General features: G+C 59.4%; 12 protein-coding genes. 7 read left to right on the forward strand and 5 right to left on the reverse strand.

The genetic code is table 11. The features are described 5' to 3' along the window. Window positions 1-8 precede the first annotated feature (8 nt). From ML541_RS07335 to ML541_RS07355, 5 genes are all read left to right on the forward strand, one after another. Entirely contained in the window at window positions 9-1,793 is a 1,785-nt protein-coding gene (locus ML541_RS07335; protein WP_347710792.1) for a thiamine pyrophosphate-dependent enzyme, read from the forward strand. Next, window positions 1,790-2,338, forward strand: a complete 549-nt coding sequence (locus ML541_RS07340) for an indolepyruvate oxidoreductase subunit beta (protein WP_243372011.1) — start codon at window positions 1,790-1,792, stop codon at window positions 2,336-2,338. Before ML541_RS07335 ends, ML541_RS07340 begins: the two co-directional genes overlap by 4 nt. Continuing rightward, the gene (locus tag ML541_RS07345) at window positions 2,339-3,634 is read left to right on the forward strand and encodes a phenylacetate--CoA ligase (RefSeq protein WP_243372012.1); all 1,296 of its coding nucleotides are present in this window, start codon (window positions 2,339-2,341) and stop codon (window positions 3,632-3,634) included. Continuing rightward, window positions 3,631-4,341 carry a DNA/RNA nuclease SfsA gene (sfsA, locus tag ML541_RS07350; protein ID WP_243372013.1) on the forward strand — a complete coding sequence of 237 codons (711 nt, stop codon included), beginning with the start codon at window positions 3,631-3,633 and terminating at the stop codon, window positions 4,339-4,341. The genes ML541_RS07345 and sfsA overlap by 4 nt, the downstream gene beginning before the upstream one ends. Window positions 4,342-4,527: 186 nt before the next feature. Then, entirely contained in the window at window positions 4,528-5,934 is a 1,407-nt protein-coding gene (locus ML541_RS07355; protein WP_243372014.1) for a hypothetical protein, read from the forward strand. Window positions 5,935-6,032: 98 nt separating this feature from the next. On the opposite strand, the gene ML541_RS07360 is transcribed toward ML541_RS07355, so the two are convergent. Then, entirely contained in the window at window positions 6,033-7,367 is a 1,335-nt protein-coding gene (locus ML541_RS07360; protein WP_243372015.1) for a serine hydrolase domain-containing protein, read from the reverse strand. 248 nt (window positions 7,368-7,615) lie between these two features. On the opposite strand from ML541_RS07360, the gene dnaE reads away from it, so the two are divergent. Beyond that, window positions 7,616-10,759 (forward strand): DNA polymerase III subunit alpha, encoded by a 3,144-nt coding sequence (gene dnaE, locus ML541_RS07365; RefSeq protein ID WP_243372016.1) that lies wholly within the window; start codon window positions 7,616-7,618, stop codon window positions 10,757-10,759. Here the strand turns inward: dnaE and ML541_RS07370 are convergent. Together ML541_RS07370 and ML541_RS07375 are read right to left on the reverse strand one after the other, a co-directional pair. Beyond that, window positions 10,745-11,389, reverse strand: coding sequence for a UdgX family uracil-DNA binding protein (locus ML541_RS07370; RefSeq protein ID WP_243372017.1), 645 nt, complete (start codon window positions 11,387-11,389; stop codon window positions 10,745-10,747). The two genes, dnaE and ML541_RS07370, sit on opposite strands and share 15 nt — an antisense overlap. A gap of 84 nt (window positions 11,390-11,473) precedes the next feature. Beyond that, entirely contained in the window at window positions 11,474-11,776 is a 303-nt protein-coding gene (locus tag ML541_RS07375; RefSeq protein WP_243372019.1) for a DUF1540 domain-containing protein, read from the reverse strand. A 247-nt stretch (window positions 11,777-12,023) separates the two neighbouring features. Between ML541_RS07375 and ML541_RS07380 the strand changes: the two genes are divergently transcribed. After that, window positions 12,024-13,337 (forward strand): M23 family metallopeptidase, encoded by a 1,314-nt coding sequence (locus ML541_RS07380; RefSeq protein WP_243372021.1) that lies wholly within the window; start codon window positions 12,024-12,026, stop codon window positions 13,335-13,337. Between the two features lie 113 nt (window positions 13,338-13,450). Here ML541_RS07380 and ML541_RS07385 read toward each other — a convergent pair whose 3' ends face one another. Continuing rightward, window positions 13,451-15,418, reverse strand: coding sequence for a hypothetical protein (locus ML541_RS07385; protein WP_243372023.1), 1,968 nt, complete (start codon window positions 15,416-15,418; stop codon window positions 13,451-13,453). A 142-nt stretch (window positions 15,419-15,560) separates the two neighbouring features. Next, a complete protein-coding gene (locus tag ML541_RS07390) occupies window positions 15,561-17,666 on the reverse strand; it encodes an HD domain-containing phosphohydrolase (protein ID WP_243372025.1) in 2,106 nt (701 codons plus the stop codon). Window positions 17,667-17,676: the final 10 nt, after the last annotated feature.

Here is a 17,676-nt window from a genome sequence, read left to right on the forward strand (position 1 = left end):
GAAGACTGATGCAGGGCAACGAGGCAATCGCCCGTGCCTTGGTGGAAAACGGGTGCGTCATGGCCACCTCCTATCCGGGGACCCCGGCCTCCGAGATCCTGACCGGCGTCATGGCATGGCAGAAGGCGGAAGGCACGGCCATGCATGTGGAATGGGCTATCAACGAAAAGGTGGCCCTGGAAATAGCCTATGCCGGCAGCCAGTCGGGGCTGCGGACTGCCGTCGCCATGAAGCAGGTGGGGCTCAACGTCGCCTCCGATCCTTTCATGAGCGCCGCATATCTCGGGGTGGTCGGCGGCTTTCTCGTCATCAGCGCTGACGATCCGGGCCCCCATTCCTCACAAACAGAGCAGGACAGCCGCCTGCTGGCCATGCTGGCCAAAGTGCCGGTGCTTGATCCCGATTCGCCGGCCCAGGCCCGGGAATTGGTGGCCCTGGGATTCGAGCTTTCCGAGGAGTTCCGGGTGCCGGTCATGCTCCGGCCGACGACCCGGGTCTGCCACGCCTGCCAGGATATTCACCTCGCAACTGTGCAGAAGCAGGAGCGGCGGGCCGATTTCAGGAAAGAGCCGTCACGGTGGGCGGCGACCCCCAATTTCCGCTACCGGCTCCACCTGGAGCTGAACGCAAAACTGGCGCAGATAGCCGATTACGCGCCGACCGCTCCCCGCCGCCTCAATTCTGGCGCAGGATCTAAGAAGGCCATTGTGGCATCCGGAGCAGCTGCAGGCCATGCCAAAGAGATCATGGCCAACCTCGGCCTGATGGATAAAATCCCTTTTTTCCAGGTGCTCCAGCCTTATCCTCTTCATACCCGCTTTACCGAAGAAATTCTGCATGGATTTGACGAGATCCTCGTTCTGGAAGAGACCACCGGTGTCGTTGAGATGCAGCTACGCAACCGTGCTACCGTGCGGGGCAAGCTGTCCGGTGCGGTTCCAGAGGCGGGAGAGCTTTTACCTGAAGCAGTGGAGCGAATCATCGGCGAGTTTGCCGGGGTCACGGTGCCCGCTCCGCCGGAAGCGCCCGCCGGTGGCGGCCGGCGGCCGACGCTCTGTCCCGGTTGCCCGCACCGGGCCAGCTTTTATGCCATAAAGAAGGCTGCGCCCAAGGGGATTTATCCCAGTGATATCGGCTGCTACACCCTGGGGGCCAATCTGGGTGGGGTCGATACGGTACTCTGCATGGGGGCGGCAGTAAGCCAGGCTGCGGGTTTCCACCACGCCTACCGCATCTCCGGCGAAGAGCGGGACGTGGTGGCGACCATCGGCGATTCCACCTTTTTCCACGCAGGAATTCCGCCGCTGATCGATGCGGTGAGCCAGAAGGCTCGCTTCGTCCTGGTTATTCTCGACAACTCCACTACGGCCATGACCGGTAACCAGCCTACCCCGGCCATGCCCCTTCCGGGTGGAGTGCCGGTGGAGATTTCCTCCGTGGTGGAGGGATGCGGGGTCCGCTTTTGCAAGACGGGCGATCCCCTTGATCTTCCCGCATTCACCAGCCTGGTCCGTGAGGCGGTCGAATTTGCCTGCAAGGACAGTGTGGCGGTGGTCATTGCCAAAAGCCCATGCCTGGTGGACAAAAGCCGTCCGAAACAGCAGCGACCACAGGCGGAGGTGGAGGATGACTGTACCGGCTGCCGGGTTTGCACCAGCCAGTTCGAATGCCCGGCACTGGTTTTTGACGAGGCAACGAAGAAGGTTGCCGTTGACCAGCTGATTTGCAGCGGCTGCGGCGTCTGCCTAGACGTCTGTCCTTCCCGCTCTATCACAAGGAGGGAGAAGCCATGAACCAGCAACTGATCATTTCCGGTGTCGGCGGCCAGGGGATCCTCTTCATCACCCGGCTTTTGGCGGAGACGGCCATCCACAAGGGTTTGCCGGTGCTGACTTCCGAGACCCACGGCATGGCCCAGCGCGGTGGCATCGTCGTATCCCACTTCAAGGTGGGAGACTTCTTCAGTCCTCTGGTACGCCCGGGGCAGGCGGACGGCCTCCTGTCCCTGAAAGCGGAGACGGTGGCCCTGCACCGGCATTTTCTGAAGGAAAACGGCTGGATCGTAGCCAATGCTGCGCCCCTGTCCCTGGTGGAGACGGGGCATCCCCTTGCCGCCATGGATGCGGATGCCGCTGCCCTTGCCATGGGCAATCCCCAATTGGTCAACCTGATGATCCTGGGGTTGGCCCTGGCCGAGCCGGAACGGCTATTCTGCACGGCAGCCGATGTGGAACGGACCATCGGCCGGAAATTGGCTGGTAAGCAGAAAGAGCTGGAAACGGCGATGGTTGCCTTCCGCACCGGGCTTGAAGCTCGTGGGAAAGGAGTAAAAGAGTAAATGCTGAAGCGTTTTCCCCTCAAATGTGCAACTCCGGCCGGACTGGCCGCTCACCAGCTCGCGGGGCTGCAATGGACAGTGCGCCATGCCTGGAATAATTCCCCTTTTTACCGCAAAAGCATGGAATCGGCGGGGGTCAGACCGGAAGAGATCCGCTCGCTCGACGACCTGCGCCGCCTTCCCTTTACCACCGCCCAGGATCTTGCCGCCGGTTATCCTTTTGCCCTGCGCGCTGCCCCCTTCGAGGACATCGTCCGCATCCATGCCTCGTCGGGCACCACCGGCAAGCGCAAGGTCCTCTGTTACACCCAGAAGGACCTGGACGACTGGCAGGCCATGTTTGCCCGCTGCTACGAACTGGCAGGGGTCACCCGGGAGGACCGGGTGCAGATTGCCGTCGGCTATGGTCTCTGGACTGCCGGCATCGGCTTCCAGCTTGCCTGCGAGAAATTCGGCGCCATGGCCATTCCGGTCGGCCCCGGCAACCTGGAGATCCAGATAGGTTTTCTCCAGGACCTTCAGTCGACCGTTTTCTGCTGCACGGCGTCCATGGGCCTGCTCCTGGCAGAAGAGGTCCACCGGCTCGGCCTCAAGGACACCCTGAAGCTGAAAAAGATCATCATGGGCGCCGAGCGCAGTTCCAGCGCCATGCTGGAAACCATGCACGAATTTCTCGGCGTTGAAGAGATTTATGACATCACTGGCCTCACCGAGGTTTATGGCCCTGGCACCGGGCTCTCCTGCCGCTTGGGTACCGGCATCCATTACTGGGCCGACTACTATATCCTGGAAGTGCTCAACCCGGAAACCATGGAGCCGGTCGGCCCCGGCGAGGTGGGGGAGATGGTCTTCACCACCCTGGGCAAGGAAGGAGCACCGCTGATCCGCTACCGCTCCCGCGATCTGACTCGCCTCCTGGTAGGAGACTGTCCGTGCGGCTGCAATTTTCCCCGGCACGACCGCATTCTCGGCCGTTCCGATGATGTGGTCATCTTTAGGGGAGTCAACATCTATCCGGGCCAGATCGATGAGGTCCTGACAAAAATCACCGGCATCGGCAGCGAGTATCAGATAATCCTCGACCATGGCGAAGACGGCAGGGATTACATGCTTGCCAGGGTCGAGCGAGCCCGTAACGGAGAGGCTTTTGCCGACAGCCAGGTAATCAGGAGCATCATTTCCGGTATCAAGCGTACTCTCCTTGTCTCCTGCAGTGTTGAGATGGTGGATTACGGGACCCTTCCCCGCTCGGAGAAAAAAACCAAACGCATCTTCGACAAGCGCAGGTTTGAATGACAGCTGCCGGTGCCTGTCTCCTCCCTCCACTGATTCCTGCCGTTCTTATCCGCCGCTACCAGCGCTTCCTCGCCGACTTTGCCCTGGAAAGCGGTGAGATAGTCACCGCCCATTGCCCCAATTCGGGCAGCATGAAGGGTTGCGCCGTTCCCGGCAGCCCTGCTTTCCTTTCCCGCTGCGACAAGCCCGGGCGCAAGCTCTGCTACACCTGGGAGCTGGTCCGGGCCGATGGCTGCTGGGTCGGGATCAATACCGGCCTGCCGAACCGCCTGGTACACAAGGCCATTGAATGCGGCGTCGTCACTGAACTCCAGGGGTACGAAGCGATCCGTCCCGAGGTTCCCTATGGCACCAACAGCCGTATTGACCTCCTGCTGACCAGGGGAGATGAGCGCTGCTATGTGGAAGTGAAGAACGTCACCCTCATGGAGGACGGCCGCGCTCTTTTCCCGGATGCGGCAACGGTGCGCGGGCAGAAGCACCTGCGAGAGCTGATGGAAATGGTCCGCTTGGGGCACCGGGCGGTCAACTTTTTCGTCGTTCAGCGCCCGGATTGCAACTCCGTCTCTCCCGCCGATGCCATCGATCCGGAATATGGCCGGCTCCTTCGTCTCGCCGCCGCCGCCGGCGTGGAACTCCTTGCCTACCAGGCCCAGGTGGGGGAGGAAACCATCTATCTCCAGCGTCCCCTGGTCGTCCAGCTGTAGCATCTCGTCATTTCCTACCCTTCGCATCCTTCAACATATTTCCAGCAGCAGGTTGCAAAAGGGCCTAAGAGGCCCTTGCGCGGTTCCAGATCCACGTCGGCAAGTGCCAATAACTTGACATTTATTAAAAGTATATAATTATTAAAAGGAGAGTTGAGCAGTAAACATTCCTAATGGAGGTAACCGATGAAAGAAAAGTGTATGAAGGTAGTTGCTACATTCGTTGCTTTTGGTGCGTTAGTTGCCTCACCCCCTGTTGAGGCACAGAACCAGCCCGTGCAACTGCAGCCCGCGCTGGAGAATGCACAGGCTAAAGTCAAGGATGGAGCGCAGATTTTCCGCTTTGACACCTTCGGCGACGAACAGTTTTGGGGAGGAAAACTGAAGCTGCATCAGGCCATCGCGGGATCGGCTTTGGGAGGGGTAGGTACCGGCTTGACACCCAAGGCCGCACTTGACCTGGGGCTGAAAGTGGATGTGGAAGCCTTGCCCGATGCACTGGTTCAGGACCTCCGTGCCGGCAAGGTCGATCTCTCGGCGCCGGCGACAACAGTGGCACTTTTGAAGCTGAACGGGGTGGTTGGGATCAAGGGTGTATTTTCCGGGGACAAACTTACTTCGGTGGGTATTACCTGTGCCCTGTGCCATTCCACCGTTGACAATTCACTGACCTTCGGTATCGGGCGCCGTTTGGACGGCTGGGCCAACCATGACCTGGATGTGGGGAAGGTCATCGCCCTTGCCCCCGATCTCTCGCGGTTTGTGGAATTGCTGAAATCTGCACCGGGAAATGAGAAGATCACCCAGCAGGATGTGCGCAAGGTATTGAGCTCCTGGGGGCCAGGCAAATTCGATGCCGAACTGCTACTTGACGGCAAGACTGCCCGGCCGGATGGAGGACCCGCCGCAACACTGATTCCCAATAACTTCGGCCTGGCCGGGTTCAATCTTCATACCTGGACAGGCGCCTGGGGATCGGTGCCTTACTGGAACTCCATCGTTGCGGTTCTTGAAATGGGAGGCATAGGTACTTTTTTCGATCCGCGTCTTGATGACCCGGCACAATTTCCCGATATCGCGCCGCGCTTCCCGATAGCTGTGGCAAACAAGCTCGGTCATGTCTCGGTTGACCCTGATACTGATAAGGTGACAGGGAAACTGCCGGCATTGCAGGTATATCAACTGGCGCTACAGGCCCCGCAGCCGCAACCAGGTGTAGATTTTAACGCGGAGGCAGCAAAGCGGGGTGACGAACTGTTCAGCGGCAAGGCGAAGTGTAACAACTGTCACCATGAGCCCCTCTGGACCGAACCAGGCTGGAATGCCCACAGAGCCCAAGATATCGGCATCGACAGTTTTCAGGCCGATCGGTCTCCTGACAAGGTCTACAAGACCCAGAACCTGGCTGGATTATTCATCAGGGAAAACGGGAAATTCATGAAGTCGGAGAACAAGGGCAGATTCTACCATGACGGTAGATTCAAGACGCTGCTCGATGTGGTCAATCATTACAACACCTTCTTGAACCTTGCTCTGACGGCCAACGAAAAGGCAGACCTGGTTGAATATCTGAAATCGCTGTCGAGCCCGTGAAGAAACAGATGGAAGAGCAGATGTTGACGTTTCGACGATATGAGGCTGCGCTAGGCGCAGCCTCACTTTATGGTGGTTAGGATCAGGAGATGAGCAGGCTAAGCACGGCGGATTTTGCCGTACGATTTATGCCGGTGACCTTTGCCCCGCTTTTTCACCGACGGATGATGGGAGCGCGTCTCGGAGGCATAGGCCAGCAGTTTGACTTTAGTTTTGCGAATCGGTGTCTTGAGCGTGGCTGGTGCCAAGGCGGGTCGCAATAACTCGGCGGAGATCCGCGCTACCTCCACCGGGGCGATCAGCCTTATCAGGTCGTCGGCGACTGTAAAGTCAGCAGCGGCGATAGTGGAGATATCGCGCCGCAACTGGTTGAACGTGTGCGTATCCCGGTAATTCAGGCGGTTGGTGAGGACAATGACGAAAATATCCTGCTTGGGATCGATCCAGATGGAAGTGCCGCTGTAGCCAGTATGGCCGAAAGAAACATCGGAAAACAGTGACCCTTTCGGTGCCGAGAAAGGGGATTCCATGTCCCAGCCAAGGCCTCGAATGACCCGGCCATTGGAATAAAAATAGGGTGCGGTCATCTGGGTCACGACCCGTTCAGACAGGATACGCGTACCGTCGATGATGCCGTTGCCGAGAATGAGACGGGCAAAGCGCGACAGATCGTACGCCGTACTGAACAACCCGGCATGCCCGGCGACGCCGCCGAGACGACGGGCATTGGCGTCCTGAACTACACCGCCGGAAAAGCCGAGAGTCGGTGCAATGGTGTCAGCAAGTTCTTTGGGGGGGAGAAACATGGTGGCGCCGGCTCCGATGGGACCGTAGATTTCGTCGCGGCAGAAGGCATCAAGTGTTTTCCCCGAAGCCCGGTGGACCAGTTCTCCCAGGAGAATGAAATTGATATCGGCATAGTTGAAACTGGTGCCGGGACGGCAACGGACCTTTTCCGAGGCTGCCTTGTGGATGGCGGAACTCATGGCATTGTCGCTGCTGATATCGAAGTCATTCAGCCCTGAGGTGTGGGTCAGCAGATTGAGGACGGTGGCGTTTTCCAGTGGCGTGCCGGCGAACTCGGGAAACCAGCGGGGGAGCGGGTCAACCAGGGACAGCTTTCCCTCATCCAACAGTTTCATGATCGCTGGGGTCGTTGCGATGACCTTGGTCAGCGATGCCAGGTCGAACATGGTGTGATCACTGAGCTTCGGCGAGCCCGGCCTGCCGGTCTCACCCTTGGCGGTACTGTAGAGGATGCCGGTATGGCTGCCGACAACGACGACAGCCCCGGATATGAGATTACGTGATATTGCCCGGTCGATGAGCAGGTCGATGGTGCTGGAGCGCTCACGGTCAAGCTGTTCGCCCCACGCAGAACCAAGGGGGGCGCAGGAGAGGAGGACGATAAGGCATATTTGGACAAGGCGCATAAGACATCCTCTCACAGCAATTGAACCGGAAATTATAGAAGCGTGTGAGGCCTGGTTAGCCTCTTCTATAATGCAACTTCCACGCCAAAAACTTCTGCAACCCCGGTGAGGGCAACCTGCAGGCGATTATACAGGAACATCGAATGCCGGAAAGTGACCACCATCACCTTTTTTCAGGCTCGGATTGACAATTTGAGTCATCACTTCGACACATTCCTTCACGGTTCATTTCCTCAGTGGTGCCCGCCATGGACACACTTCTCCATGCCAAAAGCCATTACTCCCTGGGCTATGGGACCTCTTCCGTAGCAGAACTTGTGGAAAGGGCTGCTACCCTGGGTTATCGGGCTGTGGCTCTGACTGACCTGGACAATCTCTACGGGCAGGTGCAGTTCCACCACCTCTGCCACTTACATGGTATTGCTCCCATAACCGGCATCGAACTCCGCCCCGGTTTCGATCCCCGCGGCGGTTTTGGGAGCAAGCAAGGTCGTCTCATACTGCTTGCGGCCGATGTGCAGGGATACCGCAGCCTCTGCCAAATGATCAGCAGCAGGCGCGGAGCTTTTCAGTGCGCGGACCTGGAGCCGGTGGCGTTGGCACGGCGGCACCCTGCCGGGCTGGTTGCCCTGAGCGACGACCCGGCGGTCGTGGAGCGGCTTATGGCAGGAGGTTGCTTTTCCTCTGAACGGCTGGGGCTCCTGTTGATCCGTCCGGCGAGGGGCCGGGAAGAACCGCTCCTGCTGCAGACGGCAAGACGACTGGCAGTGCCGGTAGTTGCAGATCTGGATGCGGTCTTTCTTAAGGAAGAGGACCATGCGCTCCATGTACTGCAGCGTGCCGTCCACCAGGGTATCCCCTACGGCCGGGCACTGGCGGCCACCGATGGTGAGGACACCGAGCGCCGCTTACTTTCTCCTGCCGAAGCGGCTGCCTTGTATGCCGACCTGCCGGAGGCGGTGGCCGCGGCCAGCCGCCTCGGCGGCATGTGCCGCTTCAATCTCCAGGCAGTGGCAGCACGCCCTGCCCTGGCGGGGAGAGCGGGAAAAAAAGCGCAGGCAAATGAACTGGAGGATTTGTGCCGGGAAGCGCTGGCGGAGACGACAGTGTGGCGGCATTGGAGCGCGGCCCATGGAGCGCGGCTGGAGGAGGAGCTGCGCCTTTTCAAAAGGCTTGGCTTTTCAGGTTACATGCTGGTCGTTGCCGAAATTCTTGCCCATTGCCGCAAACAGGGGGTGCCGGTGGTCATCCGCGGATCGGCAGTGAGTTCCCTGACGCTGCAGGTGCTGGGAGGCTTGAGTGTCGATCCCCTTGCCCACGGCCTTCTCTTCGAGCGTTTTCTCCACCGGGAGAAGACCGCCTGGCCCGATGTGGACCTGGATCTGCCGTGGCACAGGCGGGATGGGGTGATCGACTGGGTCTACGAGCGGTATGGACGGGAGCGGGTGGCGATGGTGGCAACGCACCATACCTTTCGCTGGCGTTCGGCCCTGCGGGAGGGGCTTAAGGCGTGGGGAGCGGCACCGGCCCTGATTGAGCGGCTTTTGGCCGCCCTTCCGGCGGACGACCTGGCGGCAGAGGAGATGGATTTTCTCGATCTGGCGCCCCTGGGTAAAGAGGTGCCGGCATTGACCGGGAGAGAGCTTGAGCTCTTAGGAGGCGCAGCGGGACTTGAGGGAATCCTGAGCCTGATCGGTCGCCTGGTGGGCCAACCCCGCCATGTGGCTGTCCATCCGGGTGGCATTGTCGTCTCGCGCGCCCCCCTTGTGGATCTGGTGCCCCTTGAACGCGCCCCCAAGGGGGTGGTCATGACCCAGTACGACCTGGTCGGGGTGGCCCGGCTCGGCCTGGTGAAAATCGACCTCCTCGGCAATCGCTGCCTTTCCGAACTGGACGAAACATTCAGCCTCGTTCCCGGCAGAAGAACGAGATCTCTGCAGACGATCCCCCTTGACGACCGGCGCACCCTGCGGCTTGTGGACCGGGCAGCCACCATCGGCTGTTTCCAGCTGGAAAGCCCGACCATGCGCTCGCTGCTGGCGAGGATGCCTGTCAGGAGCATTGGTGATATCATAGCGGCCCTGGCACTGATCAGGCCAGGAACGGCGGCCGGGGCGGTCAAGTCGATCTATATACGCCGTGCCCATGGCGAGGAGCCGGACCAGGTGCCGTTTGCCCAGTTGCAGGACCGGCTGGAACAGACCCACGGCCTCTTTCTTTACGAGGAGGATCTCATGCTCCTCCTGTCAAGGATCGGTGGCATCAGCCTCGAAGAAGCGGACGAGCTGCGCCGGGCCATCGTCAAAAGCGGCGGCGATCAAAGTATGCTTTCCCGGCTGGAGGCGGGGTTTCTCCGCAAGGCGGCGCGTCGATCCTCTGCCGACATTGGCACCTGCAGAGAGGCATGGCGGACCGCGGCGCGCCTTGCCGCCTACTCTTTCAACAAGGCCCATGCTGCCAGTTACGGAGTGCTTGCCTACTGTGCCGCCTATGCCAAGGCCCATTTCCCCGTCCAGTTCGCCTGTGCCGTCATCAATCATCATCAGGGGCTCTATCCCCTGCGGACCCTGGCAGCAGAGTTCATCCGCATTGGGGTAAGGATAGCGGCTCCCCATGTCAACGGTTCTGCCCTGACTGCCCGCTGCGAGAAGCGGGAGAAGGGGCTCGGGGTGCGGGTCGGTCTGGCCGGGATCAAGGGGCTGAGCCGCAGGACCGCTGCCGCCATCCTTGGGGAGCGGGACGAAGCAGGCCCGTTCCGGTCTCTGGCTGATCTGTTGGGCCGAGCCCGGCCATCAAGGGGGGAGTTATCCTCCCTGATTCTTTCCGGGGCCTGCGACGGCCTTTTCCCCCTCGCCCCAGGCCTTTATCCCTTTGCCCATGAGACTGTCGTTCAATGGCTGGAGGAGGGAGGTGCCCCAGCCGGTCTCAATCTCCTTTCCATGCCCAGCCCAGCCGCGGAAGGTCCAAGGTTGGAGCTTTACAGATCGCTGGTGCGGGTGAAGAATGAGCTGCGTTACCTGTCGATGCACCTTTCGGCCCATCCTCTGGTTCTGCTGCGGGACGAAGCGACGCGCCACGGCTGTGTGACCGTTGCCTCGACCCACGGCGCCAGTGGCGGACAGTCGGTGAAACTGGCAGCACTGGTGGCGGCCATGCGCCGGGTGATAACCAAACAGGGCATACTGCAGTTTTTCACCATTGAGGATGAAACTGGCCTGCTGGAGGCGGTAGTGCTTCCTCCGGTGTATCGTCGATTGGGCAACCGGATCGTGACGCCGGGGCCGTTTCTGGTGGAAGGGATACTGCGGCGGGAACAGGGGGCGGCGCATCTGGAGGTAATGGCCATCTCCCCCTTTCATGAACGGAAGCGGCCCTATTCAGGCCTTGCGTAGCGCAGCTGCCGCCACCCGCAGATCGGCGACAAAGAGCTCCATGGCCTGGCGGCGCTGTTCGTCCGTTTCGACCCGGAGGATGGCTGATGGATGGATGGTGGCCAGGGCGACCGGAGCTCGGCTGCTGGCCAGGGGGTGGCCGCGATCCCGGGTCACCAGCAGCTTCGGACCAAAGAGCGTTTGGGCAGCGGTGCTTCCAAGGGCCACCAGCACCTGTGGCCTGATCAGGTCGATTTCCGCGTCGAGCCATGGCAGACAGGCGCCGATCTCACGGGCATTGGGCTTGGTGTGCAGACGGCGCTTCCCCTGGGACTCCCACTTGAAATGCTTTACCACGTTGGTGACATAGGCATCACTGCGTTCGATTTCCGCCATACCCAGTGCCCGGTCGAGAACGCGCCCCGCAGGACCGACAAAGGGACGTCCCTGGCGGTCTTCTGCATCGCCCGGCTGCTCGCCGACCAAAATCAGCCGGGCGGTAGGCAGCCCTTCTCCGAAGACGGTCTGGGTACCGCGCTCCCAGAGGGGACAGGCCCGGCAGCCTGCGGCTGCTTCCTTCAGCTGCTCCAGGTCATAGTGTTCCGGGATCAGCGAAGCTGCTGTAGATAGCAGACCCTTTCCCCTGGGCATGGCGCCTCCTTCGTTTCGCACTTCTCCCGAATCCGCGGCAGCCATTCCAGGGGCGGCCGTGGCGCAGCATAAACCTCGCCATGCTTATGTTGTGGTTCGGGGCCGAAAGGTCCTACAGTCAGGGTGATTGGCATGCCAGCCGATCCTGACGCTCTCGGCATTGCACTCAAAGTCCTGGTTCATGGTGCAGGATGAGACCTTGCAGGCGCCGATTCCGGCTTTCACGTCTTCGATTCCTCCAGCAAGGGCGGTGACCATATAGGTGTCGCAGTGGGGGCAATCTTCCGGTCCGCCGACGGTGATGGCCAGCGTATGGCATGAGTTGTGTTTGTTGTAAGCGCAGTCACTGACATCGCATTCGTAGACCTGGGTCATGTCCTTTTTCATGAGCTTCTCCTCTTGGTGGTGTTGCTTCCTGGATTTGTTTGAAGCGTCATACAGGGAAAAAGTTTCAGGTTTCATGGGTTGCTATTTTATGAAATTTTACTAAACATTGTGAGGTAGTCCAGTATCTCCAGAGCTGCGGGAAAAACTGAGATTCTCCGGGCACTGGCGGTGGCGGCCGTGTCTGATATACTAACCGGTATCACGGGCATCTTGCAGTCCTTGTCCGATAATAATCCAAGGGGTGTCCATGAACAGACTGACTCTTTTGCTTCCCGTTTTCTTTCTCGTCATCATCGCCGTCGCACTTTTCTATTTTCTGGGAACGCCCGCTCCAACAGTTTCCCTGATGCCGGAAAACGGGCCGATTGCCATCAGGCGCGATCTGAGTCTGAAGCTGGATGCGGGGCGGGCGATACTGAAAAAACTCACTGTCGAGGCAATCCAGGGGGAAAAAGGGGTCAAGGTGCTGGTCAAGGACTACCCGGCGGCTGCTCATGGGGCAACGGAAGCATTCAACCTGCTCCAGTCCGGCCTGAAAGAAGGCCCGTTCACCCTCGCCGTCGAGGCGACCAGCTCTCCTCGCCGTTTTGGAGCCGAGAGAACGGTTCGTAAGCAATATCAGTTCACTTTCGAGAACAAGCCGCCGGTGGTGGAGGTATTGAGCGTTGCCCACAACATTACCCGTGGCGGTGCAGCGGTGGTAGTCTATACCATTTCAAAAGAGGTGGAAAAGAGCGGAGTTGTTTTCGGCAATCGGTTTTATCCCGGCTACCGGCATGGGGGAAATTTTTACGTCTGTTTCTTCCCTTTCCCCTACGATATGGACCCGGACAAGTACATACCCAGGGTTTCGGCGGTGGATAAGGCGGGGAATGAGCGGGTCGTGGGAATCAACTATCACCTCATCCCGAAGAATTTTCCCCCCGACACGATCAAGTTGGCGCCGGCCTTCGTCGACAAAATTGCGGCAGAATTCAAGGACCGCTATCCCCAGCAGACCTCTCCTCTGGAGGTGTTCCTCAAGGTTAACGGCGAGGTCCGCGCCCAGAACCGCAAGACTATCGCTGAACTGGGACGCAGGACTTCTCCGGTGCCGCTCTGGGAGGGGGTGTTCCTGCGCATGCCCAATGCCGCCCCCCTGGGAGGCTTTGCCCAGACCCGCACCTATATCTATGAGGGGAAAGAGGTGGATACCCAGACCCACCTTGGCTTCGATCTGGCATCCCTGGCCCATGCGGCAGTGCCGGCGGCTAACCGGGGCGTGGTGATCTTTGCCGGTGATCTGGGCATCTACGGCAACTGCATCGTTATCGACCATGGTCTCGGCCTGCAGACCATCTACGGACACCTGAGCAGGATAGCAGTCAAGGAAGGGGACAAGGTGGAAAAGGGGCAGACAATCGGCAACACCGGGGCGACCGGCATGGCCGGAGGAGACCACCTCCACTTTGAGGTGGTGATATCGGGAGAGTCGGTCAATCCCATCGAATGGTGGGATCCCTCCTGGATCAGGAACAATGTGACGGGCAAGCTGGAACTGGTGAAGGGGGCGGGGAAGTAGGGAATCATGTGGAACATCAGCGCGCGGAGAGGCTGCCGTGACTTCGTCCGGTCGCTCTGTCGCTGCGGCTCGGTCGCTCACTCCCGAAGCCACGGCAGCCTTTGTTCTTATCCCTACCAGACGTAATCTTTGGCAATCTCCCGCTTGTCGTGCCCGAAGAGGACATGGAAAACCCGCAGCCGCTTCAGCTTCACCGGCGACAGGGAGCCGAGGGGGATATAGACGATCTTTTTCCCAAGGCGTGCGGCGATCTGCCGGAAATAGCTGCGGGGTGGCTTTGCCGCCACATAGACCACATGTTTTTCCGGTGAGTAGTCCATGGCTGCCAGGAGCAGGACCTCTGCCTTTCCCCGGGCAAAGGCATAGTCGCCGTCGCTCCAGACGTCGAGCATTCGCCGCGGCGGGTAGGAGAGGATGAATCCCCCGTATTCGCAGCGGCAGATACCCGGGCCGACGATGTTATCCTCGGGTGACGTGGCATAAAAGGCCATGTCCGATTCCTGGGCATGTTCACCGAGCCAGGTCATATGGTAGGGAAAGCCTTTGTTGCCCCGGTCTTCGTCGAAGATGACGACGACGCTTCCAACTCCCCCCTTCACCCGCTGATTCTCCCGCACGTAGATCCTTCCTTCATGCAGGTTGCGCAGCGTTTCACGCATGTCGATGCCATCCAGCATCGATGCGGAAAATGGCTCGACCCGGCTCTGTTCTTCCGAGAGCTGCTTCGCCCCCTTCTGCTTGAGGAAGCGGCCATAATCCTCGATGACCAAATCCTCCGGGGGATAGGAGCAGATGGACCGGCTGTCGAAACCTTCCAGCCATTCGCCGGGGCGCTTTTCCTTTTTCCGCCTGAGAAAGGCGAGGGGAGAAAGCCCCTTGCCCCGGCGCTGTTCCTTTGGGCGGAAGCGGATATGACGGCTGCCCGACCAGAGATCTTCTGGGCTCAGGCGAATGGTGGGAAAGTCGCTCTCTTCCTTTTGGAAGAGGGGAAAGGTGGCCAGGCGATAGAGGGCATAGGCGAAATTGTCGTCGATGCAGGAACGGGCGGCGTTGAGCATCTGAAAGAGGTCGGGTAACAGCCTGTCGCTGAGCAGGGCGTAATTCCTGGCAAAGCGGGAAAAGGCCCGCTTCTGCCAGATGTGTACCGGATCGCCGGTTTCCTGGCGGTAGTGGCGGGCTGCTTCCTGGAAGAGGCGGAGCATGACCCGCTGGCGGTCGATCATCTCTTCTGCTCCTCCCACGTGACGGGCGCTTCTTGTCACCGCCTGGCGCAGTACCTCCTCTTCGGGAATCTCCGTTTTGCCGCCGCTAATGAGCTCCAGGGCGTTGAAGCGTTTGCGCAGGGACAGGTCGATCGCTTCAGGCTCAGCAGGGAGTGGGGTGCGGCGCAGTTCGTAAATGGCGGAAAGGAATGGATATTCTCCGAGGATTTCACGGCAGGAATCGGGATGGAGGTTGTGGATGCGGATGCCGTCCCGGTGTACCCGTGAAAGGGGCGCTGCCTGGGGCTTCCGGTAAAAGCAGGCGACCCTTTCCAGATGATACATGCCGCACACGAAGAGGATCCGCTCGTGATTCTTTGCCAGCTCTTGCAGCTGGAAAGCCATTCCTTTCTCCCTGAGCAGGTCGTCCCTGCCGGGGGGAGCCCCAATCGATTTTCGGAACGCTTCATAGTAAGGCTTCAACCCAAGACGGTGTATGGCGTATGAATCGGGCAGCGCTTCATGGTGTAGCGGGTAATCGTCCAGGTCGATGTCGATCAACTGCAGGGGGAGGTCTTGCTCGATGGCAAGTCGTGCCGCTTCCACCAAGGGGTCGGCCGGCTCTATGACCAGGTAGACCGTCCGGGCCGGCCGGCTTTTCCCTGTTTTCATCTCATAACTGAGGATGGAAATCTGCGGCAACCGCTGGAGGGAACGGATGAGGTGCCCTTTCAGGGTGGGTGGAAGTTCGATGCAGACACAGTCGGGCTTGAGGCTCTTTACCGCCTCACGTACCAGGTGGGCGAACTCCATCCGGTAGTGGAGGACGGGGAGAGCATGTACCGGGCCGAATTGTTCGAGATGGATCTTGTGGGGCATGGAGAGGAGATTATCACATAAGAAACCGGCCTTTGCAAACTGGATGAACTGAGTCAGCGCGCCGCTGGCCTATCACAGGCGCTGACCAAGGATGCGGGCGATCTCCGGGGGCCTTCAATATTCTAATGTAATTAGACATTTATCAGGCTGAATCTTGCCGATGACCGGTTCCTCCATCCCCTGGGACTGGATCCCTGCATATATGCAGGAAAGCTTCAACCACGGCGGGATCGAACTGTTGTCCCGCACGCTCTTCTATGTAGGCAACTACTGCATCGAACTTCCAGCCGGGCCGGTAAGGGCGATCGGAGAGGAGAGCATCGTAGACGTCGGCGACGGCCAGTATGCGGGCACCCAAGGAAAGAGCCTCTCCAGCCAGGCCGTGGGGATATCCCTTCCCGTTGAACCACTCATGGTGCTGTTCCACCAGGGGGATGACATCACGGTAGGGAGGGATAGGTTCGAGGATCAGAACCCCTGTGGCAGGATGTTGCCTAACCATGGCGAATTCTTCATTGGTGAGGGGGCCGGCCTTATCCAGAATGGCGCCGGGAACGGCAATCTTGCCGATATCGTGAAGCAAACCTCCCTGATGCAGCAAAGCTTGTTCCTCGGGAGAAAGTCCCAGTTCTTTTCCTATTTTCAGGGCCAGTTCCGTAACCCTCTCAGAGTGGCCGGCAGTCCACGGCGAGTTGGCATCGACCGCCCGGGCAAGGGCAGTCAAAGTGCCCCAGCTGAGTTGTGCCAGTTCATCCATCAAATCGGCATTGACCATGGCAACGGCAATCTGATCCGTTATTTGTCGGGCACGCAGGAGGTCCTCTTCGATGCGTTCCGGTTTGTCCCTGTATCTCAGGACCAGCAGGCCGTCCAGGTTGTCGTGGAAACGCAGGGGCAAAAGGAGATGGGTCATTGGTCCATCTTCCCCCATGGTGGCGAGCAGCCCGGGAAATTCACCCGGCTCTGCCAGGAGGCACTCGGAGATCTGCCGCAACCGGTCCAGTTCTTCCGGGGGGACGTTCGTGTAGGCGGGGGCCTCTCCACCGTTGCTGTGGTAGGCTATGGCCGTGTTTTTAAGACCGGGATCCAGCAGAAACAGGGCGACCTGGTCGCAGGATATGACCGTCTGCATTTGGGAGATGACGGCCGAGATTATCTTCTTGCGGTCAAGGGCGGTAAGGATGGTACGGACAAACTGCCCCGTTTCCGAAAGTGTTTCGAATTGTCGCCGCAGATGTTCCGCCATCATATTGAAGGAATCGGCGACCTCTTCGAACTCATCTCCACTTTTGACCTGGATTCTGCTGGTGAAATCTCCATGGCTGATACGGTGTGTCCCTTCCATAAGCCTGGTGAGCGGCACCATGCTACGGCGGATTTGGACGCTGCTCAGATAGCAGACCACCAGAAGCATCAGCACGAGGATGAGCACAAAGGTGCGAGCGAACCTGGTAAGGCCCAGGAAGGCATCGGCTTTGGACTGGGTGACGATGATTGGCCAGTTATCGGAGAGAAAGTATCCCTGGAGAAAGAGGAGACGGGAATTGCCCAGGTAGGATTTACCCGTCAGGGGTATCTGGAACTCGCCGAAGGATGGTTGCTGCGGCCTGTTTTGCAGATATGCGCCGGCACCTTTCGGGAAAAAACGGGAGGTAAAGAGGGGGAGCCCCCTCCCATTGAGGACTGCAGCTTCGGTCAGGGGGGGCAGAGCATCGTTGACCCGCTCCCAAAGATAGCCGGGATTTATCTCGCCGATCAGGACCCCAGGTTGCCCACTATGTTTGCCGATGCCGACGGCGATGAATAGCCGCATCTGTGGGCCGTTGCCCGGAACCGAACGAATCTGCGCCTTGCCCGATGCAAGTTTCTTCAGTGACGGCTCTGATACCAAGGCCGGCGGGCAAGGTTTGCCGAACAGGACCCTTGTCTTGGAGTCCGGTTGCAGAAGGGTCAGCCCCAAAAGTTTTTCATGTAAGGGATCACGGGCTAGCCGGAGGGAAGTGGGGGGAATTCCATCCAGGGCGGTGACCTCTCCTTTGAGAAAGGTCAAGCAGTCAAGGATGGTCATGCTGATATCCTTGCTGGCATGGTGGAGGCGCTCGTAGGCCTGTTCCCGCCGGTCATTGGCTACCTGGCCCAGGGAAAAGATGCCGAGAGTTGCCGTCGGCAGGAGGGCACAAAGTACGAAAAGGCTCAATATCCGGCGTGCCACCGTGCTGTGCAGATAATGGATAAACTGGCGTTTCATGGCCGGTACC

Origin of the sequence: Geotalea sp. SG265 (assembly GCF_022808985.1) — a bacterium.
In the GTDB taxonomy this organism is placed as follows: domain Bacteria; phylum Desulfobacterota; class Desulfuromonadia; order Geobacterales; family Geobacteraceae; genus Geotalea.

Bases quoted from the DNA above. Each gene is read 5' to 3' on its own strand.
- sfsA (WP_243372013.1), top strand. From the start codon at position 3,631: ATGACAGCTGCCGGTGCCTGTCTCCTCCCTCCACTGATTCCTGCCGTT.
- ML541_RS07385 (WP_243372023.1), bottom strand. From the start codon at position 15,418: ATGCCCCACAAGATCCATCTCGAACAATTCGGCCCGGTACATGCTCTC.
- ML541_RS07360 (WP_243372015.1), bottom strand. From the start codon at position 7,367: ATGCGCCTTGTCCAAATATGCCTTATCGTCCTCCTCTCCTGCGCCCCC.
- ML541_RS07340 (WP_243372011.1), top strand. From the start codon at position 1,790: ATGAACCAGCAACTGATCATTTCCGGTGTCGGCGGCCAGGGGATCCTC.
- dnaE (WP_243372016.1), top strand. From the start codon at position 7,616: ATGGACACACTTCTCCATGCCAAAAGCCATTACTCCCTGGGCTATGGG.
- ML541_RS07335 (WP_347710792.1), top strand. From the start codon at position 9: ATGCAGGGCAACGAGGCAATCGCCCGTGCCTTGGTGGAAAACGGGTGC.
- ML541_RS07390 (WP_243372025.1), bottom strand. From the start codon at position 17,666: ATGAAACGCCAGTTTATCCATTATCTGCACAGCACGGTGGCACGCCGG.
- ML541_RS07355 (WP_243372014.1), top strand. From the start codon at position 4,528: ATGAAAGAAAAGTGTATGAAGGTAGTTGCTACATTCGTTGCTTTTGGT.
- ML541_RS07345 (WP_243372012.1), top strand. From the start codon at position 2,339: ATGCTGAAGCGTTTTCCCCTCAAATGTGCAACTCCGGCCGGACTGGCC.
- ML541_RS07370 (WP_243372017.1), bottom strand. From the start codon at position 11,389: ATGCCCAGGGGAAAGGGTCTGCTATCTACAGCAGCTTCGCTGATCCCG.
- ML541_RS07380 (WP_243372021.1), top strand. From the start codon at position 12,024: ATGAACAGACTGACTCTTTTGCTTCCCGTTTTCTTTCTCGTCATCATC.
- ML541_RS07375 (WP_243372019.1), bottom strand. From the start codon at position 11,776: ATGAAAAAGGACATGACCCAGGTCTACGAATGCGATGTCAGTGACTGC.